Source organism: uncultured Methanobrevibacter sp., assembly GCF_902784195.1.
In the GTDB taxonomy this organism is placed as follows: Archaea; Methanobacteriota; Methanobacteria; order Methanobacteriales; family Methanobacteriaceae; genus Methanobrevibacter.
In genome coordinates, this window is record NZ_CACZTX010000001.1 from 1 (window position 1) to 25,633 (window position 25,633).

General features: G+C 32.8%; 15 protein-coding genes. 13 read left to right on the forward strand and 2 right to left on the reverse strand.

Features of this window, described 5'->3' with window-relative positions; genetic code table 11:
- The first annotated feature begins 480 nt into the window (after positions 1–480).
- The 13 genes from QZU90_RS00005 to QZU90_RS00065 all read left to right on the forward strand — a co-directional run bounded on the left by QZU90_RS00005 (position 481) and on the right by QZU90_RS00065 (position 24,357).
- Positions 481–2,103, forward strand: a complete 1,623-nt coding sequence (locus QZU90_RS00005; RefSeq protein ID WP_296854647.1) for a carboxypeptidase-like regulatory domain-containing protein — start codon at positions 481–483, stop codon at positions 2,101–2,103.
- Positions 2,104–2,122: 19 nt separating this feature from the next.
- The gene (locus QZU90_RS00010) at positions 2,123–2,281 is read left to right on the forward strand and encodes a hypothetical protein (RefSeq protein ID WP_296854649.1); all 159 of its coding nucleotides are present in this window, start codon (positions 2,123–2,125) and stop codon (positions 2,279–2,281) included.
- A gap of 189 nt (positions 2,282–2,470) precedes the next feature.
- Entirely contained in the window at positions 2,471–4,558 is a 2,088-nt protein-coding gene (locus QZU90_RS00015; RefSeq protein WP_296854651.1) for a right-handed parallel beta-helix repeat-containing protein, read from the forward strand.
- Positions 4,559–4,917: 359 nt separating this feature from the next.
- A complete protein-coding gene (locus QZU90_RS00020; RefSeq protein ID WP_296854653.1) occupies positions 4,918–5,550 on the forward strand; it encodes a MotA/TolQ/ExbB proton channel family protein in 633 nt (210 codons plus the stop codon).
- Between the two features lie 13 nt (positions 5,551–5,563).
- Positions 5,564–5,902 carry a DUF2149 domain-containing protein gene (locus tag QZU90_RS00025; RefSeq protein WP_296854655.1) on the forward strand — a complete coding sequence of 113 codons (339 nt, stop codon included), beginning with the start codon at positions 5,564–5,566 and terminating at the stop codon, positions 5,900–5,902.
- A 435-nt stretch (positions 5,903–6,337) separates the two neighbouring features.
- Positions 6,338–7,798, forward strand: a complete 1,461-nt coding sequence (locus QZU90_RS00030; protein ID WP_296854657.1) for an ATP-binding protein — start codon at positions 6,338–6,340, stop codon at positions 7,796–7,798.
- A 392-nt stretch (positions 7,799–8,190) separates the two neighbouring features.
- Positions 8,191–9,528: an FAD-dependent oxidoreductase gene (locus QZU90_RS00035; protein WP_296854659.1), complete on the forward strand. Its 1,338-nt coding sequence runs from the start codon at positions 8,191–8,193 to the stop codon at positions 9,526–9,528.
- Positions 9,529–9,891: 363 nt separating this feature from the next.
- Positions 9,892–10,812, forward strand: a complete 921-nt coding sequence (locus QZU90_RS00040) for a hypothetical protein (protein ID WP_296854661.1) — start codon at positions 9,892–9,894, stop codon at positions 10,810–10,812.
- A 273-nt stretch (positions 10,813–11,085) separates the two neighbouring features.
- Positions 11,086–13,119, forward strand: a complete 2,034-nt coding sequence (gene metG, locus QZU90_RS00045) for a methionine--tRNA ligase (RefSeq protein WP_296854663.1) — start codon at positions 11,086–11,088, stop codon at positions 13,117–13,119.
- A 184-nt stretch (positions 13,120–13,303) separates the two neighbouring features.
- A complete protein-coding gene (locus QZU90_RS00050; RefSeq protein WP_296854665.1) occupies positions 13,304–14,887 on the forward strand; it encodes a DUF530 domain-containing protein in 1,584 nt (527 codons plus the stop codon).
- 23 nt (positions 14,888–14,910) lie between these two features.
- Positions 14,911–15,591: a hypothetical protein gene (locus QZU90_RS00055; protein ID WP_296854666.1), complete on the forward strand. Its 681-nt coding sequence runs from the start codon at positions 14,911–14,913 to the stop codon at positions 15,589–15,591.
- Positions 15,592–16,271: 680 nt separating this feature from the next.
- A complete protein-coding gene (locus QZU90_RS00060) occupies positions 16,272–22,727 on the forward strand; it encodes an Ig-like domain repeat protein (RefSeq protein WP_296854668.1) in 6,456 nt (2,151 codons plus the stop codon).
- 604 nt (positions 22,728–23,331) lie between these two features.
- Positions 23,332–24,357 carry a multidrug transporter gene (locus QZU90_RS00065; RefSeq protein ID WP_296854670.1) on the forward strand — a complete coding sequence of 342 codons (1,026 nt, stop codon included), beginning with the start codon at positions 23,332–23,334 and terminating at the stop codon, positions 24,355–24,357.
- Between the two features lie 172 nt (positions 24,358–24,529).
- On the opposite strand, the gene QZU90_RS00070 is transcribed toward QZU90_RS00065, so the two are convergent.
- Both QZU90_RS00070 and QZU90_RS00075 read right to left on the reverse strand, forming a co-directional pair.
- On the reverse strand, positions 24,530–25,033 hold the full coding sequence (locus QZU90_RS00070) for a hypothetical protein (RefSeq protein ID WP_296854671.1): 504 nt from the start codon (positions 25,031–25,033) through the stop codon (positions 24,530–24,532).
- A 42-nt stretch (positions 25,034–25,075) separates the two neighbouring features.
- A complete protein-coding gene (locus QZU90_RS00075; protein ID WP_296854673.1) occupies positions 25,076–25,540 on the reverse strand; it encodes a hypothetical protein in 465 nt (154 codons plus the stop codon).
- Positions 25,541–25,633 lie beyond the last annotated feature (93 nt).

Consider the following 25,633-nt stretch of genomic DNA (forward strand, 5'->3'; position numbering starts at 1 on the left):
AAATCCATTCAAATAATCTTGATAAAAAAGTAAGTTCTTATCAAGCTAGATTGGTGACTACTCAAATGAATTTTACATTTATTATATATAAATATATACGTATATAAAGTTTGCTGAATTAAGTTCGGTCAAAAAATTTTTTGATATAAAAGGCCATTTTAATGCTTAATCCAAATAACTGTTTTTTTTTTTCGAATATAACTATTAAAATCTAGTTTTAAATTAAACAACTAAAGAATTTCCCTTAAAAATAAAAATAAGTTAAATTTAACTGTTTAAAATTTCACTAAAAAAATGCTTTTTTAGATCATCATACAATGCAGCTGTTTTTAGATAAATTATGTTTCTTTACCAAAGAAACATAAAAATCATGAGAACCTATAGGACTTATTGAAGAAATTTTCTGGATATTCTTTTCTACCTTTCCTGATGGAAAGGTGAGGAATTTTGAAAATAAAAAAATTATAATTTTGTGATAATATGAGTTTTAAAAAGATATGCATATGTTTAATACTTATATTTTGTATAATCGGAGCTGCAAGCGCTGCAGAGGATGTGTCCACGGATGTTGTGGATGCAAGCGATGATGCCGTTGCAGTTGATGCGGTTTCCGAAGACGTAAGCGATTCTTTGGAATCAGTTGTTGAAGATGAGCCGGTTGTGGATGAGTCTGCACCTGCTCAGGATATTTTAACTTCAAGCCCTCTTGGAGATGATCCGATTATTATTTTTGTAAATGCTAGCAAGGATAGTAGTGGGGACGGTAGTAGTTGGGATGAAGCTTTTGGGGGAGAATGGGCTATTGATGATGCATATTGTGAAATAACAGATATTGGAATTATTTATGCCGCTGACGGAATCTATGGAATTGACCCCACCTTAGATATCAATTACCCAGCAACTATTACTTTTATTGGTCAAGGCGAAAACACAATTTTCAATAATGTCACTACTCCTATATATACAGCAGGGAACCCTGAAAGAGCATTTACTTTTATAAATTTAACTATTGCGGGATCCTATAATGATTTTGGTAGAAGTTCTAATTTTATTAATTGTACTTTTTTAAGTGATATAAATATGGAAAAAGCAATTCAAGACTATTTGGATCAAGGAATGATAACTCAAGTACAACTTGATGAAAGTGGTGATGCAAATACCTATTTCTTCAACTTTGATAATTGTGAATTTAAAAATTTAAATTCCGTAAACTCCCCAATAACCCTTTATAGATATAGTCAAGCTAAATTTACTAATTGTACTTTTGATAATATTGTTGCTGATTCTATTATTAGTAGAAATGGTGATTTTATTAATCAAGACGGTATTTACTTCTATGATTGTAAATTCGCTAACTGTAATGTTAAAGGTGTAGTTGATATTCCTGGAAATATTGAGATAGCTGATTACTGTGCTATTGAAAATTGTGATTATGACTTTGATGCTACTACTGATATTGCTATGGTGGATGAATACTCTCACAATTACCTAAATGCTACCAAGCTTAAAGTAGTTGCTGTTGATAGTGTTGTTGACATCAGTTCATCTGAAAAAGGTGTTGTTGTTATCACTTTAACTGATGGTGCTAATCCTATTGCTGGCGCTACTGTTAAATACACTGTTAATGGTGGAGATGAGCAAACTGATGTTACTGGTGAAGATGGAAAATTTACCATTTCTGGTTTAACCGGTGAAGTTACCATTGCAGTAAACTATGAAGGAAACGATTCTTTCAACCCTATTAGTGACTCCATGTTCTTTAATTTCACAGAAGAGCCTGTAGTTCCTGCTAAAGTTGCTACCAAGATCACTGCTCCTAAGGTAAGTGCTGTTTATAATGTTGCTAAAAAGCTTGTAATCACCCTTACCGATAAGGATGGCAAAGTCCTTGCTAACAAGAAAGTGACTGTAAAAGTTGGCACTATCAGCAAAACCTTGAACACTAACGCTAAAGGTCAAGTAAGCCTTAATGTCGCTACACTTGTTCCTAAAACTTACACAGCAACTGTTAAGTTTGCAGGTGATGATAGTTACATTGCTTCCAGCGTAAGCCCTAAAGTAGTTGTAAGCAAAAAAAACCAAAAAATATACTGTTACCCTTAAAAACAATAAAGGTAAAGTATTGAAAAAGGTCAAACTTACCTTGAAAGTAGGCAAAAAAACCTACAAAGCTACTACAAACAGCAAAGGTAAAGCAACCTTTAAAATTACCAAATTAACCAAAAAAGGCAAATACACTGCAACTATTAAATTTGCAGGAAGCAAATACTACAAAGCATAAGAAGAAAAAGAAATCAACAATCTTTTTTTTCTTCTTTAATTTTTTTTTTATAATAATTTGGAATTTATTTCTTATTCCAATCATTTATCAAGTTGGAATAATAAATAAATTTTTTTTTAATATAAGAAAAGATTTATTTTATAAAAAAGAAGCTAATTAATAGCTTTAAAGACGATTTAGAGGAATTTAATGCAAAAAGTAAAAAGGATTGCTTTATTATTTTCAATATTTTTAATCTTATTAATCAGCATAGCAGCTGTTTCTGCAGCGAATGCTGATGATAACCTTTCATCTGGAGTCAATGAGGAGATCGTTGAGACGGGCATTGGTCTTGATGAATGCTCATTAAATTATCCTCTTGATGAAAGTGTTGAAGATAATGAAGATAGGGTTTTGTGTTCTGATTCTTCTTCAAATGGCGCCGATTCCAAATCATCATTAAAAGGCAATGGCAAATCCTCATTGAAGGATTCTCTTGATTCCGTTTATAATGTGGATAGTGATAATTTGGATTCCTTCTTTGCCGATGGCTTTTTAAAGGATGATTATGCCGATTCAATATTGGTCTTCAATGGAGAATTCAACGATAAGGGAATATTGGATATCAAGTCTTCCAATGTCACCATTATCGGAAACAATTCATTGTTGAAGAACACTGCATTCTGTATTGAATCCAACAATATAATGCTTGCTGGGCTTAACTTTGTATGGAATCGTGAATTCAGCGACAATGACAATGCAGGAATCCTTGTCCTTGGTGACAACTGCACTATCTATAACTGCACTATAGATTATTCGGTTCCAGAGACCACTACTGGCTTCTGCGTTTATGCTGAAGGCAGTGATGGAGACAAGATAGAGAATTTCACTCTTGCAAACAGCACCATCAACTTTGTTGGAAACAATCTGCGTGGCGGTTGGGATTATTGCATATTCATAGACCAGGTGGAAAATGCAATGGTCTATGGAAACAATATAAACTCATCCCTTCCTTTGCGTGCCGTCGATTATTCCTTTGATATTTTCGGAGGCGTGAGCATGGAAGCGGTAGGCGTTTTTGTTGCACAGTCCTGTCCTAATTTGACATTTTCAAGCAACAAGGTATTTTCCTCAGTTAATGGTGGAGGCAAGACCTATCCTACCTTGGACACTCTTGTAATTTATGGATGCAACAATGCTAAAATTGAGAATAATGACATTCATGTTGAGGATTTCAACAGCAAGGATGGCAAGGACAATTACCTGCAGGGAATAGACCTATACTTCTCAAATAACGTGACAATTGTCCACAATAAGATTGATATGATTACTACTGGTGGCCGTGCAGGTATGGGAACTGCATATCCAATTCAGGTCAACGGACCTTCCAAGGGAGTATTGATTGCTTACAATAATCTTACAACCTTTAATTATGGTCCTAATTGTGGAATTTATTCCATGAATTATTATGGCCAGACCCAGAATTACATGATCAGCAACTTCATTAATGTAACTGGTGTGGCAAGCACTCATTATTATGCTTTGGTTGCAGGAATTGAGGTTCAGGATTCCGATGACCTAATCTGGAACAATACGATTATCGTAAACAATATAGGAGAGTACAATGATGCCAATAACATTTATGGAATCAGCTATTCTCAAAGCACTGATGGTAATCATACATATAATATCCAATATAATAATGTGACTACCAATGGTCGCTATGCCGTTTCATTGTCAGGCCCCCAATCTTTGGTTGTGGATTCAATCATTGCGAATAATGTGCTGAATACCAATAAGTCCAGCGGTAATCGTGCAGTTCGTGTTGGTGCTGGTTACAACAATACTATCCGTAACAATACTGATGGCGTTTTCAGGAATACCTTAAATCCGGATGATTTGCCTGATTGGCTGAAGAATCATAAGGGTTTGGTTCCAAGGATTGTTGTTCCTAGGTATTATCGTGAGGGGTCTAATGGTTCTGGATTGACTGATGATGAAGGTAATGGTGCAGCGCCTTGGAATACTGGGTCTAATCCTAATGGTGATACTGTTTTCGGTTCAAATAGGGATACTGCTCCTGGTTTTGGTGGTGATGCTTCTCCAAGTTTCACTGCTGCAAGTCCTGGTGAAAGTGGCAGTTCTGCTGCTGATCCGAATGCCTATGAGATTGATGAGCAGGACAATGTTGTTAGCAAGTCTTCAGATTATTTCCAATTGGGAATAATTTGCATTGTTGCCTTGTTATTGTTGCTTGTTGGTTATAAGCGTCAGAAGGATAAAGAGGAAGAAGAATAGTTAAAAATTTTTGTTTATAATGGAGTGTTTGCCAAAAAATATCAATTTTTTAAGCTTCATAGATTTTTAGATAATAAACCTCTAAATTTATTAGTTTTTTGGCAAATGCTTTCCTTTTTAATTTTTTAATTTTAAAATTAAAGGATAAAGTTTTGTTTTTTAATTTTAAAATTAATAGATTAATGTGGATTTATTAATTGTTTTATGTAGATATTTAATTTATAAAATTTAAGATTAGAATCTTTCTTTAATTATTTTAATGATTCGATTGATTAAACGATGGTTTTAATAATTGATTTTAAGTTTAATTCATCATATTTTTAATTAAATTGTATAGTTTTTAGGAGGAGTATTTTTATATGGTTGGCACTAACATTTTAACATCTACTTTGGATTTGGTTAGTCAAAGTCTTCAAATCCCTGTGATCATTTTCCTATTATTATTTGCAATAGGTGCAATAATCCTATTGGGTGGATTGATTAGGGAGTTTAGGCATAGAAAGGCTGTTTCCAATGTGGAGATGAAAAGATTAATCAATGAAATCTCAAATGCAAAAAGTCAAGGAGAAATATTGAATATAGTACAATCTTCAGAGATTCCAAATTCAATGAAGAATGACTTAAGAGAGATTACAGACACTGATCTTGATCTTGAATCAAGAATAGCACTTGCAAAGAAACTAGTGAGCAGCAGGGAAAAGAAATTGGAGAAAAGACTCTCATACACTGATATTATCACTCGTATCGGCCCTACTTTAGGTTTGATGGGTACTTTGATTCCTATGGGTCCTGGTCTTGCTGCTTTAGGTAGCGGTGATATTGTGACTTTGTCCAATGCTATCATTGTTGCTTTTGACACCACTGTTGTAGGTATTGGTGCAGGTGCACTTGCTTATGTAATCAGTAAGGTAAGACGCAGATGGTACAGTGAGTATATTGCTAACATAGATGTCTTGACTGATGTTGTCCTTACAAAAATAGGAAAGCTTTAGGAGTAATGTTTTTATGGTTAAGCTTAATCGAAAGACTGCTTTTGAGGAGGAAGAGGAAGACCCAATGACTGGTGTTGCAAACCTTGTGGATGCAATGCTTGTAATAGCAGTGGGACTTTTGGTGTTTCTAGTAATAAGCTGGAACATGCAGGCAATTGTATTCAATGAGGATATCAGTCCTGATCAAAGGCAGGATGCTATCAATGCCATGAAGCAGGTTACTGAGATAGATCAAGGCAAGCAGTTGAATGAGACCCCTGATGTAAGCTCAAGTTCCGGTGAAGGTTACAGTGAGCTTGGAAAGGTCTACAAGGATTCCAATACGGGCAAGCTGATAATGATAGAGAACTGATTATTTTTTTTATTTTCAAAGTTTTACCTGTCTTTTTTTATGAGTTAATTCTATGTAGGGATTAACTCACTATTTTTTTTATTTTCAAAGTTTCACCTATCTTTTTTTATGAGTTAATTCTATGTAGGGATTAACTCACTATTTTTTTTATTTTCAAAGTTTCACCTATCTTTTTTTTATGAGTTAATTCTATGTAGGGATTAACTCACTATTTTTTTACACATTTGTGTTTATTCACAATTTCGCACTTTAAAAATTTTTATAATGTATAAATTTTAATATTCCTTTATTGTAAGTAAGTTAGGAATGTCCGTTTTGGAATTGATTTTTACATTACATTCAATTTATTGAATTTATTTTTATATATATTTATTCAATATATTGAATAACTTTATATATTATTGTATTCAATATATTATTAAAGAGGTGAATATTGTGAATCCTGATAATGAAGATTCAATCCATGATTTTTTGCAGAGTCAGATTGCAGACACTCCATTGTCCCTTAACAGTGAACTTTCAAATAAGGGGGTTAAATTTAATCATAGGGATGATTTTGAAGAGATAAAATCATTTATAGATAACTTTATTGATGGAAATAATGTTAATAGGTATATTGTTCTGCCTGGCCTTCGGGGGGTTGGAAAAACAACAATACTATTTCAGGCATATGAATACCTGATAAATCAAAAGAATGTTAATCCCAATCAGATACTTTACTTTTCATGTGAGGAACTGAATAAAATTGAGGATTGTGATATCTATGATACGATTAAGTATTATCTGAAAGAATTCCATAACTCATCATTTCAGACTGTTGATGAAAAGATATTTCTATTGATTGATGAAGCACATTTTGACAAGGATTGGTCAATTTCCGGAAAGCTAATTCATGATAAGTCAAAAAACATTTTCATGATTTTCACCGGGTCATCTGCATTAAATCTGGAATATAATGCAGAAGCAGCAAGGAGAATGGTAAGATACCCGATTACTCCATTAAATTACTCACAACACTTAAAATTGAAATATGGCTATCAAACCGATATTTCCAATGATTTAGTTGATTTATTGTTCAATGGCAATGTTGAGAATGCAATCATAAAAGAAAAGCAGGTAAATCGGGATTTGTTGAATTTGAGGAATTATTTTTCAATGGATTGGGATAATTATTTTAAGTTTGGTGGATTTCCGGCAGTGATGCATGATACTAATTGCAGAAATGCATCTAAAAAGTTATATTATTCTGTTGAAGCGGTAGTGACAAAGGATTTGGGAACAATGAGTAACCTTACGGCTAATACTCAAACAAGTGCTTTAAGACTTATGAAATTTTTAGCGGAAAAATATCCTGGAGACATTTCACAGAATGCCCTTGCAAATAAGATCAAAACTTCTGCAGGGACAGTGAATACAATAATGGACTTGCTTGAAAAGACCCATTTGCTATTTCACATAGAACCATATTCAGGTGCAAATGCAAGAGCGAATAAATCATGGCAATATTATTTTGCAACACCAAGCATAATGCATGCTATTAATCTTAAATTCGGCTTTTCTTCCATAAGCTTAAGCGAATATGAGGGGATACTTCTTGAAACATTAGTTGCTTCTAACTTGGTTAACCTAAAGAATAGTGAAAAATTCTTTGAATTCAGCATATTCTACGACACTTATAAAGTGAAGAGTAAGTGTGTTGATTTTATAGTGAAAAAAGAGTTTGATGATATAATTCCAATAGAAGTGGGGCATGGAAAAAAAGACACTAGTCAAATCAAGGATGCAATAAGGCGTTATAAAGCTTCCTATGGGATTATCATATCTGATACGACAAAGACTATTGAGAAAGTTGATAATGTAATATTTGTTCCAATAAATACATTCTCATTAATCTGAAATATTAATTTAAGTTAATTCAAATATGGGTTAATTGCCTCGCTCTTATTTTCATTAAACGGTTCAGTACTAATCTGAAATGATTTAACTATTTTTTTATTTCATTTTTTATTTTTTCAAAAGTTTTCACTATTTTTTTTTTAAAGGGTTAACTCACTTTTTTTAAATCATTCACTTACTTAAAGAATAGTATATATAATAGAATTGAGAAAATTTAATATAATTCTAATAATAATTAATTCTCTTTTAAATTAATTTTTATTCAATAATTTTTCAAATTTATTCATTTTGTTTAAAATTGATTAATCTTATCTTATTAATTTATTAGAATGTTTATAATTCAAAATTCAACTAACTATAAAGAATAATGTATTTATTTAGGATTTGAGCAAATGAAAGTTGTTATCGTTGGTGGTGGAGCTGGAGGAATATCCACAGCTTCAAACCTTAGAAGATTAGATAAGGAAGTTGAAATTATTGTACTTACAAGAGATAATCATGTCTCTTATTCCCCTTGTGCTATCCCTTACGTATTGTCAGATAGAATCCATTCATTTGATGATATCGTAATGAGATCTGTTGATGATTACAAGGCAAAGAACATTGATGTCATGCTTGAGACTGAAGTCACTGCTGTTGATAGTGCTAAAAAAACAGTAACCTATCTAAATGATGGGAAAGAAAATACCATGAGCTATGATAAATTGGTATTGGCTACTGGTGGAAGCCCATTTGTCCCTCCTATGAAAGGAGTTGATTTGGATGGTGTATTCAAGATAAGAACCTTGGATGATGGTAAAAGAGTCAAGGAATGGGCTGAAAACTGCCAAAGCGCTTTAGTTACAGGTGCAGGATTGATCGGTATTGAAATAGCATATGCATTCAAGAAAATGGGATTGAAGGTAACCTTATGTGAAATGTTGCCTCAAATAGTTCCACGTTCCTTAGACCCTGATATGGCTAAAATCATTACAGACTACTTGATTAGTGAAGGAATTGATGTTGTGCTTGGCCAGCCTATCACTGAACTTAAAGGTGAAGATGGCAGAGTCAAGACTGCTGTCTTTGAAGATGGATCTGAAGCGGATGCAGATATGGTCATCTTGGCTACTGGTGTAAGGGCAGAGCTTACTTTGCCTAAAATGGCTGGATGTGACTGTGGTAGATGGGCTGTGCTTGTAAATGACAGAATGGCAACAAGTGTACCTGATGTTTATGCAGTTGGTGATTGTGTAGAGTCCTACAGTGCAATACTTAGATCAAACACCGTTTCCCAATTAGGGACAACTGCTGTAAGGCAAGCTAAGACATTGGCTCAAACCCTTGCAGGAAAACGTTCCAGATTCAATCCTGTCTTGAATTCAATGGTTTCCAAAGTGGGTAAATTGGAATTTGGTGCAGTAGGTCTTACAAGAAGCTTTGCTCAACAGAACAGCATAAAGGCAGTTGTGGCAAAGGTTGAAGCGTTGACAAGGGCAAGATACTATCCAAATGCAAAGCCAATGAACGTTAAGGTAATCTGTGATGCAGATGGTACAATCATTGGATGCCAAATCATTGCAGAGGAAAGGGTGGCTGAAAGAATTGATACAATGACTTTAGCTATCACTCAAGAGCTCACTTGCTTTGAATTAAGCAATATGGAATTTGCTTATGCACCTCCAGTGTCTATGGTTATTGACCCATTGGTAATGGCTGTAGAGGAAGTAAGTAAGAAGTTTGATAATTAAATAAACTTTTTATTTATTTTATTTTTTTTTTAAGAGTTTTTATCTTATTAAATAGTTTTTTTTCTTTTTTTAATTATAATTGCAATATTTAATTTTTATTTTTGTAATATTTTTCTATTTTTACTATTTCATTGTAATTTTTCAAATTGATCATAATTTCATATTAAAATATAATTTTCTAAATTGATTATAATTTATTATTTTAACTTTAATTTTCCTAATTCCTTATAATTTTACGATTTACATATGATATTAAATAGTAAACCAAAAATTATAATGAAATTGCAATTATTTTAAAAAAAGAAAGGTTTATATAGTTTTAATTATAAAATAAAGAGTAAATAATAAGTTTGGAGGGTAATTATGGAAAATAAATCTAATTACTCTCAATTTCCATCTAGATTTGATGTTGAGGATGAAATATTTATCATATGTATGTCTGAGACTGAAGAATTTCCAAAATATATTACCAATTTCAATGATATTGTAGGCAGGTATGACAATAGGTTAATATCTTTGGATTATAAGAATTTAAGCTTGGATTCAGTTAGGCAAAGGTTAAATGGAGATTTAATAAATATTGAACATCATTCCTTCATTAATTCAAGATTAATGAGAAGAGATTATCAATATTCTGTCATTCTCCATTCAAATTCCGGTAAATATGTTCATCCCTTCATTTTTTATACTGGAGCGTTACCTATAAAAAAGGTAGATTATTTAAATGATTTGATGTTTTTCAATCCAAATTGGTTCATTACAAAAGAAGTTGAAGGTAATATTCGTTTGAATAATATTCTTTATAAGATAAATGAAAATATTAAATTGAATGTTTTTGATTGCTTTGATTTGATCTGGCTTCCAAAATTTAATACTAATATGGAATTTGAAGAGTGTATACTAAAGTGTATAAGTTTGTTGAAAGATATTCCTATGGACAATAAGTTAAGATATATTGTAGAGAAATCATATTTATTGTGGATGGGAAAATATGTAAAAGATGAAAATAAATTAGAAAAAGCAAGGAAGTGTTTTACTATGTCTGAATTAAAACTTAGGCCATTTGAAGAGCAGTTTAGAGATGCATTGATGGTGAATAGATTTGAAAGAGGTATTGATATTGGTAAGAAAGAGGGTATAGATATTGGTAAGAGGCAAGGTGCTGCTGAAACTGAGAAAAAGTTGATTCCTGCTCTTTTAAAGTTTAAAAGTCCTGAAGAGATTTCTAAAGATTATGATATTCCATTGGAAAGAGTTTTAAAATATGTGGAAAAGAGTAAATAATAAGCTAATTTTATTCTTTTTCAATCTTCATAAATTAAAACTTATACTTTTTATTTTTTTAACCAAACTATTTTTTTATTTTTAATTTTTCTAACTCTATTTGCAACACTTAATTTTTATTTTTGTACTATTTTTATAAAAATCACTACTTATTTATATTACTGTAAATATATAATATAGTGATAAATGTTTTATTATAATATTATAATTATCAAACTTAAAAAGCATTTAAAATTAATTAAAAATACTATTGGATTATTGGAGAGGATTTAATTGACTAAAATATTTATTTCATGTGCACTTCCATATGCAAATGGACCATGTCATTTAGGACATTTGAGATCCACTTACATTCCAGCTGACATCTATGCAAGATACAATCGTATGGCTGGAAATGATGTATTGATGGTTTGTGCAACTGATGAGCATGGTACTCCTATTGCAGTAAAGGCAGATGCTGAAGGCAAGGAACCTATTGAGGTTGCAAAACGTTACCATGACATGATTGTAGAAGACATTAATAGCTGTGACATTTCCTTTGATAACTTTGCAAGGACAACTGATGAGATTCACTATAAGATTTCACAGGACTTCTTCAAATACCTTTATGATAAGGGATTGATTTATGAGGAAACCATCCAACAGCTTTACTGTGAAAACTGTGAAAAGTTCTTGCCAGACAGATATGTTGAAGGAATCTGTCCTGTCTGCGGTGCAGAAGCAAGAGGAGACCACTGTGAAGTTTGTGGTAGAGCATTGGACCCTATTGAACTTGTTGAACCTAAATGTTTGACTTGCGGCAACACTCCAGTCATTCGTGACAGTACACAGTACTTCTTTAAATTAAGTCATTTCCAAAAGCCTCTTGAAGAATACATTAGCACAAACCCATACTTACCTCCAAATGTAAGGAATTATGCTCAAAACTGGTTGAAGGAAGGTCTTCAAGACTGGATTATGACCCGTGACATGAAATGGGGTATTCCAGTACCTTTGGAAGGTGCAGAAGGCAAGGTTATTTACGTATGGGGAGAAGCGTTCATAGGTTACATGTCCTCTGCTGCAGCTTGGTCAAGAAGAACAGGCATTCCATGGGAAGACTATTGGAACGGCCATGTGGTTCATTTCATCGGTAAGGATATCATTTACCACCACTCATTGTTCTGGCCTGCAATGTTGCTCGGACGTGACTGCAAATTGCCTGATGACATCTTTGCAGGAGAGTTCCTTTCCCTTGAAGGCAGAAAGATGTCAACCAGTAAGAACTGGGTTGTTTGGGTAGCAGACTTCGTAAAGGACTTTGATTCAGATCTACTCAGGTATTACCTTACAATCAACGCTCCATTGAATAAGGACACAGACTTCTCTTGGGATGAGTTCCAAAGAAGGGTAAACGATGAATTGGCAGATGTAATCGGTAACTTCCTGCATAGAACATTCACTTTCACCAAGAAGTTCTTTGACGGTAAAGTGCCAGAATATAAAAACCCAAGTGAAGCTGACTTGGAATTTGAGCAAGCAATCAAGGAATTGCCTGATAAGGTAGGGGATTTGATTGCTGACATGAAATTCAGGGAAGGTTTGGTTGAAATCATATTGACTGCCAAAAAAGGTAACAAGTACTTCAATGACCAAGAGCCATGGAAAGCTGTAAAAGAAGATATGGAAAAAGCTTCAAACTGCTTATACTTATCAAATCAATTATGTAAGGCAATGGCAGTGCTCTTAAAGCCATATATTCCGAACAAGGCAGATGCAATCTGCAATATAATAAACATTCCAACTGAAAACACTTGGGATGATGCAAAGGTCTTCTTGGAAACCGGCCATGAAATCAACAAGGCAAAACCATTATTCAAGAAGATTGAAGATAAAGTGATTGAAGCACAAAAAGAAAAATTATACAAGAATTTAGAGACTCAAGAAAACGAGTCTAAAGATGATAAAAAGGACGACAAAAAGAGTGAAGAGTCTAAAGATGAAGGTGAAAAAATGGATTTAATTAGTATTGATGAATTTGCAAAAGTGGAAATTAAGATAGGTAAGATTTTAGAATGTGAAAAGATTGAAAAATCCAACAAGTTATTAAGAACTCAAATTGATATCGGTGACAAAACCATTCAAGTAATTGCAGGTTTAGGCAAAAGATACGCTCCTGAAGATTTAGTGGGCAAAAAGGTACCTGTTGTAACCAATTTAAAACCTGCTAAACTCATGGGTGAATTATCTGAAGGAATGATCATGGCTACTGAAAGTGCAGCTATCTTAACTCCAGATGATTGTGAAATCGGCGAATTACTTATGTAATTTGTCTTTTTTCAATTTTTATATTAATTTGAATATTTAATCATTACAAAGATTTTTATAAATTGAAAAAACTGATTTTCATCGGTTTTAGCAAAGATGTTTATTAAACGAAATTTAATTTATAATATCCTATTAAACTATAGGTTCTTGGCGGCAAACCTATAAAAGTCCTCACGGTGATATTATGGATGAATCATTGATGATAACAGAGTCTGAAAAATTTCTAAATCAAATAGAGAAGGAAAGATTAGATTTAACTAATCTAAAGAATGATTTTAATGATTTAGAGTCATTTTTAGAAATCTATGAACTTCTTAAAGGAAATTTGGATAAGCTTCAGGAAATGAAGGAAAGCATGGATGAAAGCGGTTATACTGCTCCATTCAGATCCTTGAATCGTTATGGTTCCCGTGTAAGTGAGGATGTTGATTTTGAGGAATTAGGTGAAATAAGTCGCCATAATCAAATCTTCAGAAACAAGGCATCTGCCAAGAAGAACAGTTTTGATAGGGTAAAATATGCTATTTCTGCTCATAGAATCGCATTAGGCAATCTTGAGGAATATGCTAAAATAAGATGCAAGGACTGCAAGAAGTCCTATCGTGTAAGCAGTTTTCTCGATAATGGAAAGGTCTGCAAGTGTGGTTCCTCTAATTTTGAATTCAAGATTAACCATTCTGGTGTTCACAGACTTGAAATAATCCCTTATCTTCCATTATCCGGTAATTACATGGTCTTGATGTCTGGTCTTTCAAGCTGGGGAAGGGAATCCTTCAAAAGGGTTCTAAACATCTTAAAACAGCAAAGAAGAGGAGTTGTAAAGACAGTAACTCCTATTGTCAAGTATAAAGAAAACGGCAGAACAATCACCAAAAGGGTTCCTCTTGACAGTGAATTTGCAGACAGCTATGAAGAGGAGCTTAGAAGAAGATTCGGTAAGGGAGTTCGTATTGAAAGATTGGAATTCCACAGAACCAAGCCGACAATCATCAATGACAAGCACACATGCACCAATTTGGCTCTTGCTTATGTAAAGCATGCTGAAGATATTGTAGAGCGTCATGGAGAAGCTATTTTTGAAGACAAAATCAAGGATTTAAACAATCTAAAAATCTATGATGAGATAATATACTCAGTCAATCTTGAAAAGCCAGAATTCATTGATTCAAGCGATTTAGAGGATTGGAGAAAGGATAAAATCAACAAGACCCTTGAAGAGTTAGGCTTGATAGACAAGTTTGGCCATTTGGATAGAGGATTAAAGAAAGACCTAAAGGAAAGGGAAAAGATAAAGACAAAGATCTTTGCAGACATTGCCCCTACATTGATATTGTGGGACATCTCCAAATACTATTTATGCACTTCCCAAGACAGGCGTAAGCGTTACGGTTCACCTTTCCCATACATTCGTGGAGACATAGACAGGCAACAGCGTAAGGTATTCCAGAATCCACACACTCAAGTGGTTGACCTTTTAAGGGAAAAGGAGAAAGAGCACATCTTATCTGTTCCGGATATGGATTTATTGTTGCATAAGAAGTTCAAGTTTGAAGGAAGAATCAAAAACCTCAACATCAAGTTGAATTATGCTGCTGTAGGTCCAGCTATCGTATTCACCAATTCCAATTACAGCATTAAAGAAGTTTCACATGCCTTTAAAGTAGGTGAAAAGAGCATTAAGCGTGAAATTAATAATATGAAAAGCATTAGAAAACCTAACACTAAACGTTCCAGAGACTTTATTGATTTGGTAAAGAACAAATCTTAACTTTCCCTTAAGGAGATCGCTATATGGTTGAAGACTTTGATGAATTTGACGATTTTGATGATGAATTCGATGATGATTTTGAGGATTACGATGATTTTGATGATGAATTCGATGATGATTTCGAAGACTTCAACGATGAGACACTAGACTTTGACAATCTTGATATCGATTCAAAGGAAGAGTTGGATATCTTTGATGAAAAGCCTTTGGAATTGGATTCTGATTATGACATCAATGCTGTAGAAGTTCATATTTCAACACAGCTCACATCCCAAAAGATCATTCAATTGATGGACACTTACCCATCTTTAAAAAGAATCACTTGCCCTCAAAGCATTTATAATAGGATTTCTCCAGATTACATTAAGGCTTTAGACAATTTAGGGGTTTCAATTGAGATAAAATATAATTGGGGCAAGAAAAAGTATTCCATGACTCAAATCAATCAGGTCGTTGATTTGTTCAATGCAGGAAAACGTTCTGAAGAAATAGCTGATATATTGGAAATGCCTGTTGCAAATGTCAATTATATTAAATCAAAGTATTTTGACAAGATCAATGTAAAGCATTATAAGAGAAAGTATGATGATGAATGCAGGCTAAAGGTAAAATCACTTAAAGAAGAAGGATTAAAGCCTAAAGAGATTTCCAAAGAGCTTGACATTCCAGTTAGGTCCGTCTACTATATCTTGAATAAAAAATAATTTATTTATTTTAATAATCCCTTTTTTTATTTTAATAGTCCCTTTTTTAATTATAAATATTCCTTTTTTTATTTTAATAGTCCCTTTTTTAATTATAAATATCCCTTTTTTTATTTTAATAGTCCATTTTTTAATTATAAATATCCCTTTTTTTATTTATAGTCTATTTTTTTATTTTAATAACTCATTTTTTTAATTTTAATAAGATTCTATTTTATTAACTTTTTGAAAATTATTCAATCAATGATTTTTATATCAATTTTTAAGACTATTTCGTAATACTTATATATAATTTTATATAAATATATAAAGTAATATGGACGATTTTTGATAGTTTTTCATCGAAAATTATAAAGTTATCTTAGTTAAGTAAAGACTCATTTAATTGAATTTTGTTCAATTTTTTTGTTTATTATATTAACTTAATTAAGAAATATTTTTTAAAATTATCGAAAACTTTGTATTAAATTTATGTTTATTAAGTCCATGTGAAGAAATTTTATTATTAAAAATATTATAAAATTTCTAATTTGAATGAAATTATATTAATATATAATTGAGTTGTTGAATTTAAAAATCGTATGGGCTTTAAATTGGCCATATTGCGTTAATGGCAGAAATTTAAAGAGTGTATGATTTTTTCATTATTGATTAAATTTTTATTATGGAGGAAAAATTTGATGAATAATAAGACATTAATTCTTATTGGATTATGCATATGTCTTTTATTTACCCTACCAATGGTTTCAGCTGCTGAAATAAGCGCTGATTCCGGTTTAATTGATAATTCAGTGATTGAATCCAATTTTGATAATGTAGATTCAGATATTGCTTCCAGCATTGAAGATGATGCTTTTATAGATAGTGTTGTTGCTGATGATGGGGACATTTCTCAAATTCCAGCAAAAGGAGAGAAACTTTCCCAAAGCAATCCGGACAATGATATTCTATCTGCAGATGGCAATGGAAACAGTTTCACAGATTTGAAGATTCTTATTGACAATGCAACTTACTCAGGGAATCCCTTAACATTGAATCGTGATTTTACTTTCGTTGATGGGGATGACGATGCTTTTAAAAACGGTATTGTCATCAGCTCTCCAATCACTATCATAGGTGCCAATCACATTATTGATGCAAATTCCTTAGCAAGAATCTTTGTTATAGAATCTGATAATGTGTTCTTGAATGGAATCACCTTTAGAAATGCTAAAACAACCGATTCAAGTGATTATGACACAGATTATGACACAAATGGTGGAGCAGTTTACATTCACGGAGATCACACTACTTTGGAAAATTGTAGTTTCATCAATAATACCGCTTATGAAAAGGGTGGAGCTATTTATATCGATGGAAGTGACTGTATTTTGAATCATACAGTTTTCCGTGACAATATCGCTCATGACGATGGTGGTGCGATCGCATGGTATGGTCAAAATGGTATAATCTATGACTTGAATGCTTCCGGCAATACAGCTGATGGTGAAAACGGTAATCCTAATGGAGGTACCTTGCTAATTACAGGTAACAATATCCATATGGATAAGCTCAATATTTCCAACAGTCGTCTTTATAAAGATGGTGGAGAAAGAGCCCTTAGAGGGGGTGCTATCTTCTTAACTGGTAATAACTGTAACATTACCAATTCAGTATTCACTAACTGTTCCGTTGAGTCCACAGTAGAAAATTCATCAGGTGGTGCAATCTATGTTCTTGGTAACAATACCAACATAGTAAATTGTAACTTTACCAACAACACTGCAAGTGAAGATGGTGGTGCAATTTACATTGAAGGTAAGGACTGTACCTTGAATAAAACTGTTTTCATTGGCAATGTTGCTCACAATGATGGTGGTGCAATCGAATGGAACGGTGACAATGGAGTAATCTATGACTTGACCGCTTCCAGAAATTATGCAGACTGTGGAAACGGTGGTTCCAAAGGAGGAACTCTTCTTATAGCCGGTGACAATATGGTTTTGGATAAACTAAATGTTTCCAATACCTTTGTTAATGGTGAACATTACTCAGGAAGTAGTGCCGTCCAAGGGGGAGCTTTAGCTTTATCCGGTAATAACTGTAACATTACCAATTCTACATTCACAAATTGTTCTGTAGTTTACTATAAGGATAATTCAAACGCTTCCGGTGGTGCATTGTACATCTGGGGTAACAATACCAATATAGTAAATTGTAACTTTACCAACAACACTGCAAGTGAAGATGGTGGTGCAATTTACATTGAAGGTAAGGACTGTACCTTGAATAATACTGTCTTTATTGGCAATGTTGCTCACAATGATGGTGGTGCAATCGAATGGAATGGTGACAATGGTAGAGTCTATAATTTAACTGCTATTGGCAATTACGCTGACAGTTCAGAAGGTTACTATTATGGAAACCCTTCTGAAGGCAGTTCCAAGGGAGGTACCCTTGTTCTAAGCGGAAACAATATGAATTTGGAAAAACTTAACATTACCAATAGCCGTGTTTTTGCTAATCATTATACTGGTGATAAACCTCTCCAAGGTGGAGCAGTCTTTTTAACTGGAAACAATTGTAACATCAGCGATTCCATATTCCACAAATGTTCTGTCAATTACAATAAGGGCAAGTCTTATGGTGGAGCAATGTATATCATTGGTAACAATGCTAACTTAAGCAATTGTAACTTCACCAACAACACTGCTGTTCTTGGCGCAGGAGCCATATACATTGATGGTAGTAATACCTTTTTGGATAACTGTAATGTTTTGAATAACTCTGCAAATGATGCTGGAGGAATATGGATTTATGGTAAGGAAAACATCATTAACAATACTAACATTTCCAACAATAAGGCATCTAACAATGGTGGAGGTGTTTACTATCAAGGTAACAATAACACTGTCAGCTATTCCATTATAGACCATAACACTGCAAAAAATGGTGCTAATGTTTATATGGTAGCAAATATGATTGGTGGTAAGCTTATCGGATGTAACATTACAAATGGTCGCGCTTCCAATTTTGGAGGTGGAGTGGAATGGCTTGAAAAATCTACAGACTGTCTGATTAAGGATTGTTATTTCTATAATGACACTTCAGCAGGTCATGGAGGTGGAGTCCACTGGTACCCTGGTACAAACGGTCAGATAGATAACTGTACCTTTGAAAGTTGTCATGTGGACAAAGAAAAGAACGGTGGTGCAATTTATGCAGGTGCTACTGGTGGTACCCAAGCTAGTGGAACAATAATATCCAACAGCAAATTCATTAATTGTACATCTGGTAGTAGAGGAGTCCTTACTTGGATTGGAAATAACGGTTTAATCGTTAATAACACCTTTATTGATTGTGGTAAATCATCCGGATCTACTAATTATGGTGGTGTGCAAGCTATACAAATTCAACAGGGTAATAACAATCAAATCATTGGATGTAATTTCACTAACTGTACCAGTACTCTTGGAGGAGGTGCAATAAGACTTCAAGGTGATGGTAGTAATCTTGTGAATAATATTACTATTGCAGATTGTCACTTTGATAATTGTACTGCTCAACAGTCAGCAGGAGCTATATATATGAATTCTCTTGTTAGAAATGTGAAACTTGAAAACAACACATTCACAGATAACCATGCTCCTAATTATGGTGCATTGTTTATTGATGATGCAGCAACAATATCCTCATTTGTAAACAATAACTTTACAAATAACAGCGCTACTGCCAGTGATGGAAATGGTGGTGCTGCTAGATTGCATGCAAATATCAATGTTGTAAATTCAACATTCACTGCAAATTCATGTAATGGTTCCGGTGGAGCTATTTACACTGCTAGCAACCTTGAAGTATCAGGATCTACATTTGAAAACAACACTGCTAAATTTGGTGGTGCAATAGCAACTGAAAATTCCAATTTGGTTGTAGATCAGTCCACTTTCAAATACAACAAGGCGGAATCCGGTTCCGCTATTAGTACAGCTACAATTGACATGAGCAATACTGAATTGCTTGAAAACCAAGCTTCATTTGATAAATGGGAAAATGAGAATTATATATTTGCAGATGACCATTTAACAGTTAGCGGTACATTTGTAGGAAAAGATAATCTCTTAAACGGTATTAAAGCAAATTCAGGCACTTTCAATAATGTTACATACTGTGGTGTAAATGGTGGAGGAGTTGGCGAAGGAACAACCAATACTGATGATGTTCTTTCAGCTAATTCATACAATGAAGTTCATCAAATTGTGGTCATGGAAGTCTATGATGTAAATGGTGAATTGAAATATAATCTAACCAATTACACTGATGAAGACGGTAACTATAACTTTGACTTGTCTTTAGATGGTGCTGTTGTATCTTTAGTTAAAGTTTACCATCCAGAGGATAATTATTACACTGGTGCTGAATATGAAATCGTGAGAGTCCCATCCAAACTAGATATTGATTGTGAGAACATTTATGTTGACGATGAGGAAAGAATCACTTTCAAGGTTACAGGTAAGGACACTCCTACCGGCAATATCACTGTATTCATTAACGATACAGATGGAAATGTAATATTCAATGATACCATTTCTTTAAATGGTTCTGGTGAAGCAAACATAACCCTTACCGGATTAAATGCAAGCCAGTATTACATTTATGCAATCTATAATGGAGACAATGATTACATACCTGATGATGAAACTGCCCAGTTCAATGTAAGCAAATGGAATTCAACCGTGGAAGTTGTTCCTATTCCATCTATCATCTATGGATCTTTGGAAGATATCAACATTACAGTTAGTTCAGATGGCACAAGTGGAAACTTCACTGGAAACCTTATTATGAACATTACAAGTGAAGATGCAATCGGATTTGAAAACATTAGCCAAATAATCATCACTATTGGCGATGATGGCAAAGTGATTGACTGGACCATTAATGACATGATTTTACCTGTAGGCAATTACACTATAGCTGTTGCTTATTCGGGAAATTACAAATACAATGGAAACAGTTCCAAAGCTAAATTCACTGTAAATCCAATTGATTCCAGTGTTACTGTGGATCCTGTTAACATCACTTATGGTGAAGATGAAATCATCAAGTATAATGTTACTGATGGTGCTACTGGTAATGTGACCATTACCATTACTGGTGATGCTTTGGATGAGCCTATTGTATTGCCTGAGGTTCCTATCGTGAATGGTACTGTTGGTGTAGTTGTAGCTGATTTACTCGGCGGTAACTATACTGTTAACGTGACTTATAATGGTGACAATAACTTCAATCCATCAAGCGCTGTTGCTAATTTCTCTGTTGGTAAGGCTACTCCTAGTGTGAATGTTAATACCACTTACATTGATTATCATGACAGTGAATCCATTAAAGTCAATGTGACTGGTGTGGATGGTGATATTCCTACTGGTAATGTGACTGTTGTCGTTTTCAATGAAACTGGTGGTGTTGTCTATAATCAAACCCATAATCTTACTAATGGTGCTGTCACTGTTCATGTTGACGATTTAGTTGCAGGTAAGTATAATGTGACTGTTAGCTATAATGGTGATGATAATTATAGACATGCTGATGGTAATGCTAATTTCACTGTAAACAAGATTGATCCTTCAATTCTTGTTAATGCAAGTGATATTGATTATCATGACAGCGAAACCATTAATGTTACAGTTAATGATGACGCAACAGGTACTGTAAGCATTACAGTTAAAAATGAAACAGGTGATGTTGTTTATAGTAACAGTTCTGAACTTAGTGGTAGCAAAGCTAGTTTCACTGTTCCTGATTTGTCTGCTGGCAAATATAATGTCACAGTTGAATATTCTGGTGATAACAATTACAATGCAGAAATCGGTAAAGCTAATTTCACCGTTAATAAGATTGATACTCCAGTAAACTTAGAAACTGAGAATATCACTTATGGTGAAGAGGAAACAATAAGCGTTTCTGTTAATGATGATGCTACTGGTAGTGTGACTATCACTATCTATTCAAAGGATGACACTCCTGTTTATAGTGAAACTGTTCCTATTGATGAGGCAAGTGCACAAATCACTGTTCCTGGATTGAATGCAGGTAACTACACAGTTCATGTTGATTACTCTGGTGATGGCAACTATAAAACAAATAGTACAGAAGGCAAGTTTGAAGTTGCTAAAGCTGATGCAATAGTTGAGATTCATGTTTATGACATTATCTATGGTGATATAGAAGAGCTTACAGTAACCTGTAATGCTCCAGGTACTGTCACTATCTATGTAAATGGTGCTAGTGTAACCTTGCCACTTGAAAATGGTTATGGTCATATTCTATTTGCAAGTTGGCTAAGTCCATATTCAGGCAAGGCACAATGGGACCTTGAAAACTTGGCAGCAGGCACTTACCCTGCTAAAGTTCATTACAATGGTAATGAAAACTACAACGAGGCAGAGGATGAGGATGTCTTCAATGTACTTAAAAAGGAAACATCCGTAACAGTATCTGTTGATGATATCAAGGTTGGCGAAGATGCAGTCATCAATGTGGAATTATCACCTAGCGCTGCTCCTGGAAAACTAACAATTACTGTTGATGGAAAAGAATATACTGTAACTCCTAAAAACGGTAAGGCAAGTATTAAAGTTCCAGGATTAAAAGCAGGCAATCACACTGTAACTGTTTCATACCCTGGAAGTGAAAATTACACTGAAAGTTCAAATGAGACTACATTCGCTGTATCTAAGGTTAAACCGGATATTGATGTTAGTGCACCAACAATTAAAGTGGGTGAAGATGGTAAAATCACTGTAACTCTACCAAAAGACGCAACTGGTAAGGTTACTATTGAAATAGATGGCAAAAATTACACTTCTCAAATCAAAGATGGTAAAGCTGTATTTACAGTAAGTGGCTTGAAAGTGGGCAAACATTCAATTAAGGTTTTCTACACAGGTGATGACAAATATGAATCATCTGTAGTTGATGGTGGATACATTAAAGTCATAGAAGATAACAATAATGGCTCTAATGATCATAAAGGTCATGCTAATGGCATTGATTTGTCTACTAAAGCTACTGGAAACCCAGTTTTAGCACTTTTATTTGTACTTGTATTCTTAGGCATTATACCATTAAAAAGAAAAAAAGACGAAGAAGATGAGGATTAATCCTTTATCTTCATTTTTTTATTTTTTTATAAAATCTAAATTTTTTATTTTTATTTTTATTTTTGAACTTATTTTTAAAATTTAATTTTTTTAAGATTATAATTTTTTGATTTTACACTTTTTTTATTTAATGAAATTTTTCTTAAAATTTTTAATTTTTAATTTTTCTCATAAATTTCATTTTTGAGAAAAAATTCTATAAAATATGCTTATTTTTGACTCATTTTTTAACAAAAAATTCATTAGTAGAAAAATAAAATTAATAATTGATATTTTTGATAGTTATACCATGTTATTTTAATTTAATTAACTATATATTTAATATAATAAACTTTAATTGGCATTTTGCTTATTTGAATTTGTTATATGTAGATGGGCTATTACTTTTTTATGGTTTTAGTTATTTTTTATATATTATTTTTGTCATGTCATGAATTTTATAAAAAGTTTATTTAATATAAATAATAAAAAATAAATTAATTAAATTAGTAAATTAATTAATTAATAATTTTATTAAATTTTCAATAATTAAATTTTTAATAATTGATTCTCGTAATTTATTATTATGGAATTAATTTTAGATTAAACAATATTTGGTGTAAAAATGTCAAGTTTAATTTCAATTCCCACATTGCCTTTAGTTGTTATTGCATTGATTTGTGGGATCTTATCATTTATCAGTACTCGATTAGTCATGCCATGGCTTATTCGTAAGCTTGAGAAGGCAGAAATCATAGGAAAGGATATCCATAAATCCTCTCGACCTATTGTAGCTGAAATGGGTGGTATGGGGATACTATTTGGTTTTATTATAGGAATTTTTGTAGGTATAATTCTTTTCCCAACATTGACATTCCAATTGGTAGTTGTTCTTGTTGTAGTTTTACTTGTTGGAATGGTTGGTATGGTGGATGACTTGATTGTCTTGTCATCTAAGGAAAAATTGTTCTTGCTCTTTTTGGCAGGTATCCCATTATGGTGGATTGCACCACCTAATGTTGGTCTTTTGTACATGCTCTTGATTCCAATAGCTGTTTCTATCTGTTCCAATTTAACCAATATGCTTGCAGGATTGAATGGTATTGAATCAGGTCTTGGAGTTATTTCTATGACTTCCCTTACAATAAGCTGTATCATCCTTGGAAAATATGATGTAGCTATTATAAGCATGAGCATGTTAGGTACCTTAATTGCTTTCCTCTATTACAATAAGTATCCTGCAAAGGTTTTCCCTGGAGATACCGGTACACTTATCATTGGAGCAACCATTGCTGCCATTGCATTTATTGGTAGGGTAAAATTGATTGCATTTATTGTTCTTTTGCCTAATATCATGGATGCAGCACTTAAATTCTATAGTGCTGGAGTTATGGAAAGGCAACAGCATAAGCCTACTCAGTTAAATGATGATGGTAAATTGGTAAGGCCTGAACAAGGATTCAAATCTTTAATCAGATTTGTTTTAAGAAAGCCTGTTGATGAAAAAACTGCTGTAATGATGATTTGGGGTATTGGCATTTTATTTGGTATACTTGGAATAATTGTAGCTATTTTAATGCCTGGAGTTACTCACAATCAAACATTTGCACAATTCATTCATCTAAAAGATATTTTCTATTATTTAGGATAATATCCTAATACTTTTTTTATTTTCATTATTCTTTTTTTAAATATTTTTTATTTTCATTATTCTTTTTTTAAATATTTTTTATTTTCAATTTTTCTATTTTCTCTCACTATTAAAATTTTTATTAATTTTATTTTCATCTTCTCTTTTCTCTTTTTTTAAGATTTTTTGCCAATCAAACCCAAACTACATTTGCAGTAGTGAAACTGTACTTATTTGAAAATGCAGGATTAAACAGTTTATTTGTAATATTCTCACTTTTGAAAGATTGTGTTATGCTTTTTCTAACATTATAATTTATACGATCTCCAACAGCTTCCTTCTCTTCTTTTGTTTTCACATTGGGAGATGATGCATAAATCTTCAATTGTATTCTTGTCCTATTGAAACTGTCCTTTCCTTTTATGGATTGGCTTATATTAACTATTTTTATATTCTTTTCCCTTAAGAGTGATTGCTTCCTGAAATCTTTTGAATAGTTATCATAGGATTCCTTTGGATAAATTGCCAATCCATTTGATGAGATTCCTTCAAAAGCACCATCTCTTGCTGAAGCCATTGCCACGTTTAGTTCATTGGCATCAATTATTGCATTTGCTAATAGGATTGCCGAAATAAGTGAAAAACTGATTAATAACAGTAATTCTACACTTATTTGGCCTTTCGTATCCATTTTCATAATATTTTCCTTTAGATAAACTTGAATGTTTTTATAAATTTTTTAATCACTTATCTGTCTAATCAACATTGAACTTTGATTGATTGTATCAGTCTTATTGTCATTAATCAATGTTTTTTCAATCAAATAAGTTCTTCCGTTATATAATTCAATCCTTTTTATTGATTTATTGCTTGTATCAATAAGTTTAATTGGATTAATAACTGATTTTCCTTTTTTATTATTAAATTCAACTATTGTCTCTCTTTCCGTTACAATGATCTTATAAAAGTTCCCTTCAATGGATTCAGGCAATTTGATCTTTTTCCTGAATCCATATTCATTTGAATTGACCTCATTTATCGAGTCTGCAATATGGTTAGCTAAAAATCTGCCTTCGCTGTTTTCATGAATTTCAATATCTGAGCTTAGGCCTTTTTCTATCATAGGCAGATTTACAATTAAAAGCAGGATTAGAATCAAGATGCAAAATAAAAGTTCTATATTGATTATTCCTTTTGAATCCATAGATATTCTTTTTATTTTATCATTATTTAAATATTTGCTAATATTTCAAGTCAATTTAATTGTATAATTGTTATTTTTTAATTTGAATATGAT

Coding starts and splice junctions, on each gene's coding strand:
- QZU90_RS00020 (WP_296854653.1), top strand. CDS start 4,918: ATGGTTGGCACTAACATTTTAACATCTACTTTGGATTTGGTTAGTCAA.
- QZU90_RS00035 (WP_296854659.1), top strand. CDS start 8,191: ATGAAAGTTGTTATCGTTGGTGGTGGAGCTGGAGGAATATCCACAGCT.
- QZU90_RS00025 (WP_296854655.1), top strand. CDS start 5,564: ATGGTTAAGCTTAATCGAAAGACTGCTTTTGAGGAGGAAGAGGAAGAC.
- QZU90_RS00050 (WP_296854665.1), top strand. CDS start 13,304: ATGGATGAATCATTGATGATAACAGAGTCTGAAAAATTTCTAAATCAA.
- QZU90_RS00070 (WP_296854671.1), bottom strand. CDS start 25,033: ATGAAAATGGATACGAAAGGCCAAATAAGTGTAGAATTACTGTTATTA.
- QZU90_RS00065 (WP_296854670.1), top strand. CDS start 23,332: ATGTCAAGTTTAATTTCAATTCCCACATTGCCTTTAGTTGTTATTGCA.
- QZU90_RS00060 (WP_296854668.1), top strand. CDS start 16,272: ATGAATAATAAGACATTAATTCTTATTGGATTATGCATATGTCTTTTA.
- QZU90_RS00005 (WP_296854647.1), top strand. CDS start 481: ATGAGTTTTAAAAAGATATGCATATGTTTAATACTTATATTTTGTATA.
- QZU90_RS00040 (WP_296854661.1), top strand. CDS start 9,892: ATGGAAAATAAATCTAATTACTCTCAATTTCCATCTAGATTTGATGTT.
- QZU90_RS00055 (WP_296854666.1), top strand. CDS start 14,911: ATGGTTGAAGACTTTGATGAATTTGACGATTTTGATGATGAATTCGAT.
- QZU90_RS00015 (WP_296854651.1), top strand. CDS start 2,471: ATGCAAAAAGTAAAAAGGATTGCTTTATTATTTTCAATATTTTTAATC.
- QZU90_RS00075 (WP_296854673.1), bottom strand. CDS start 25,540: ATGGATTCAAAAGGAATAATCAATATAGAACTTTTATTTTGCATCTTG.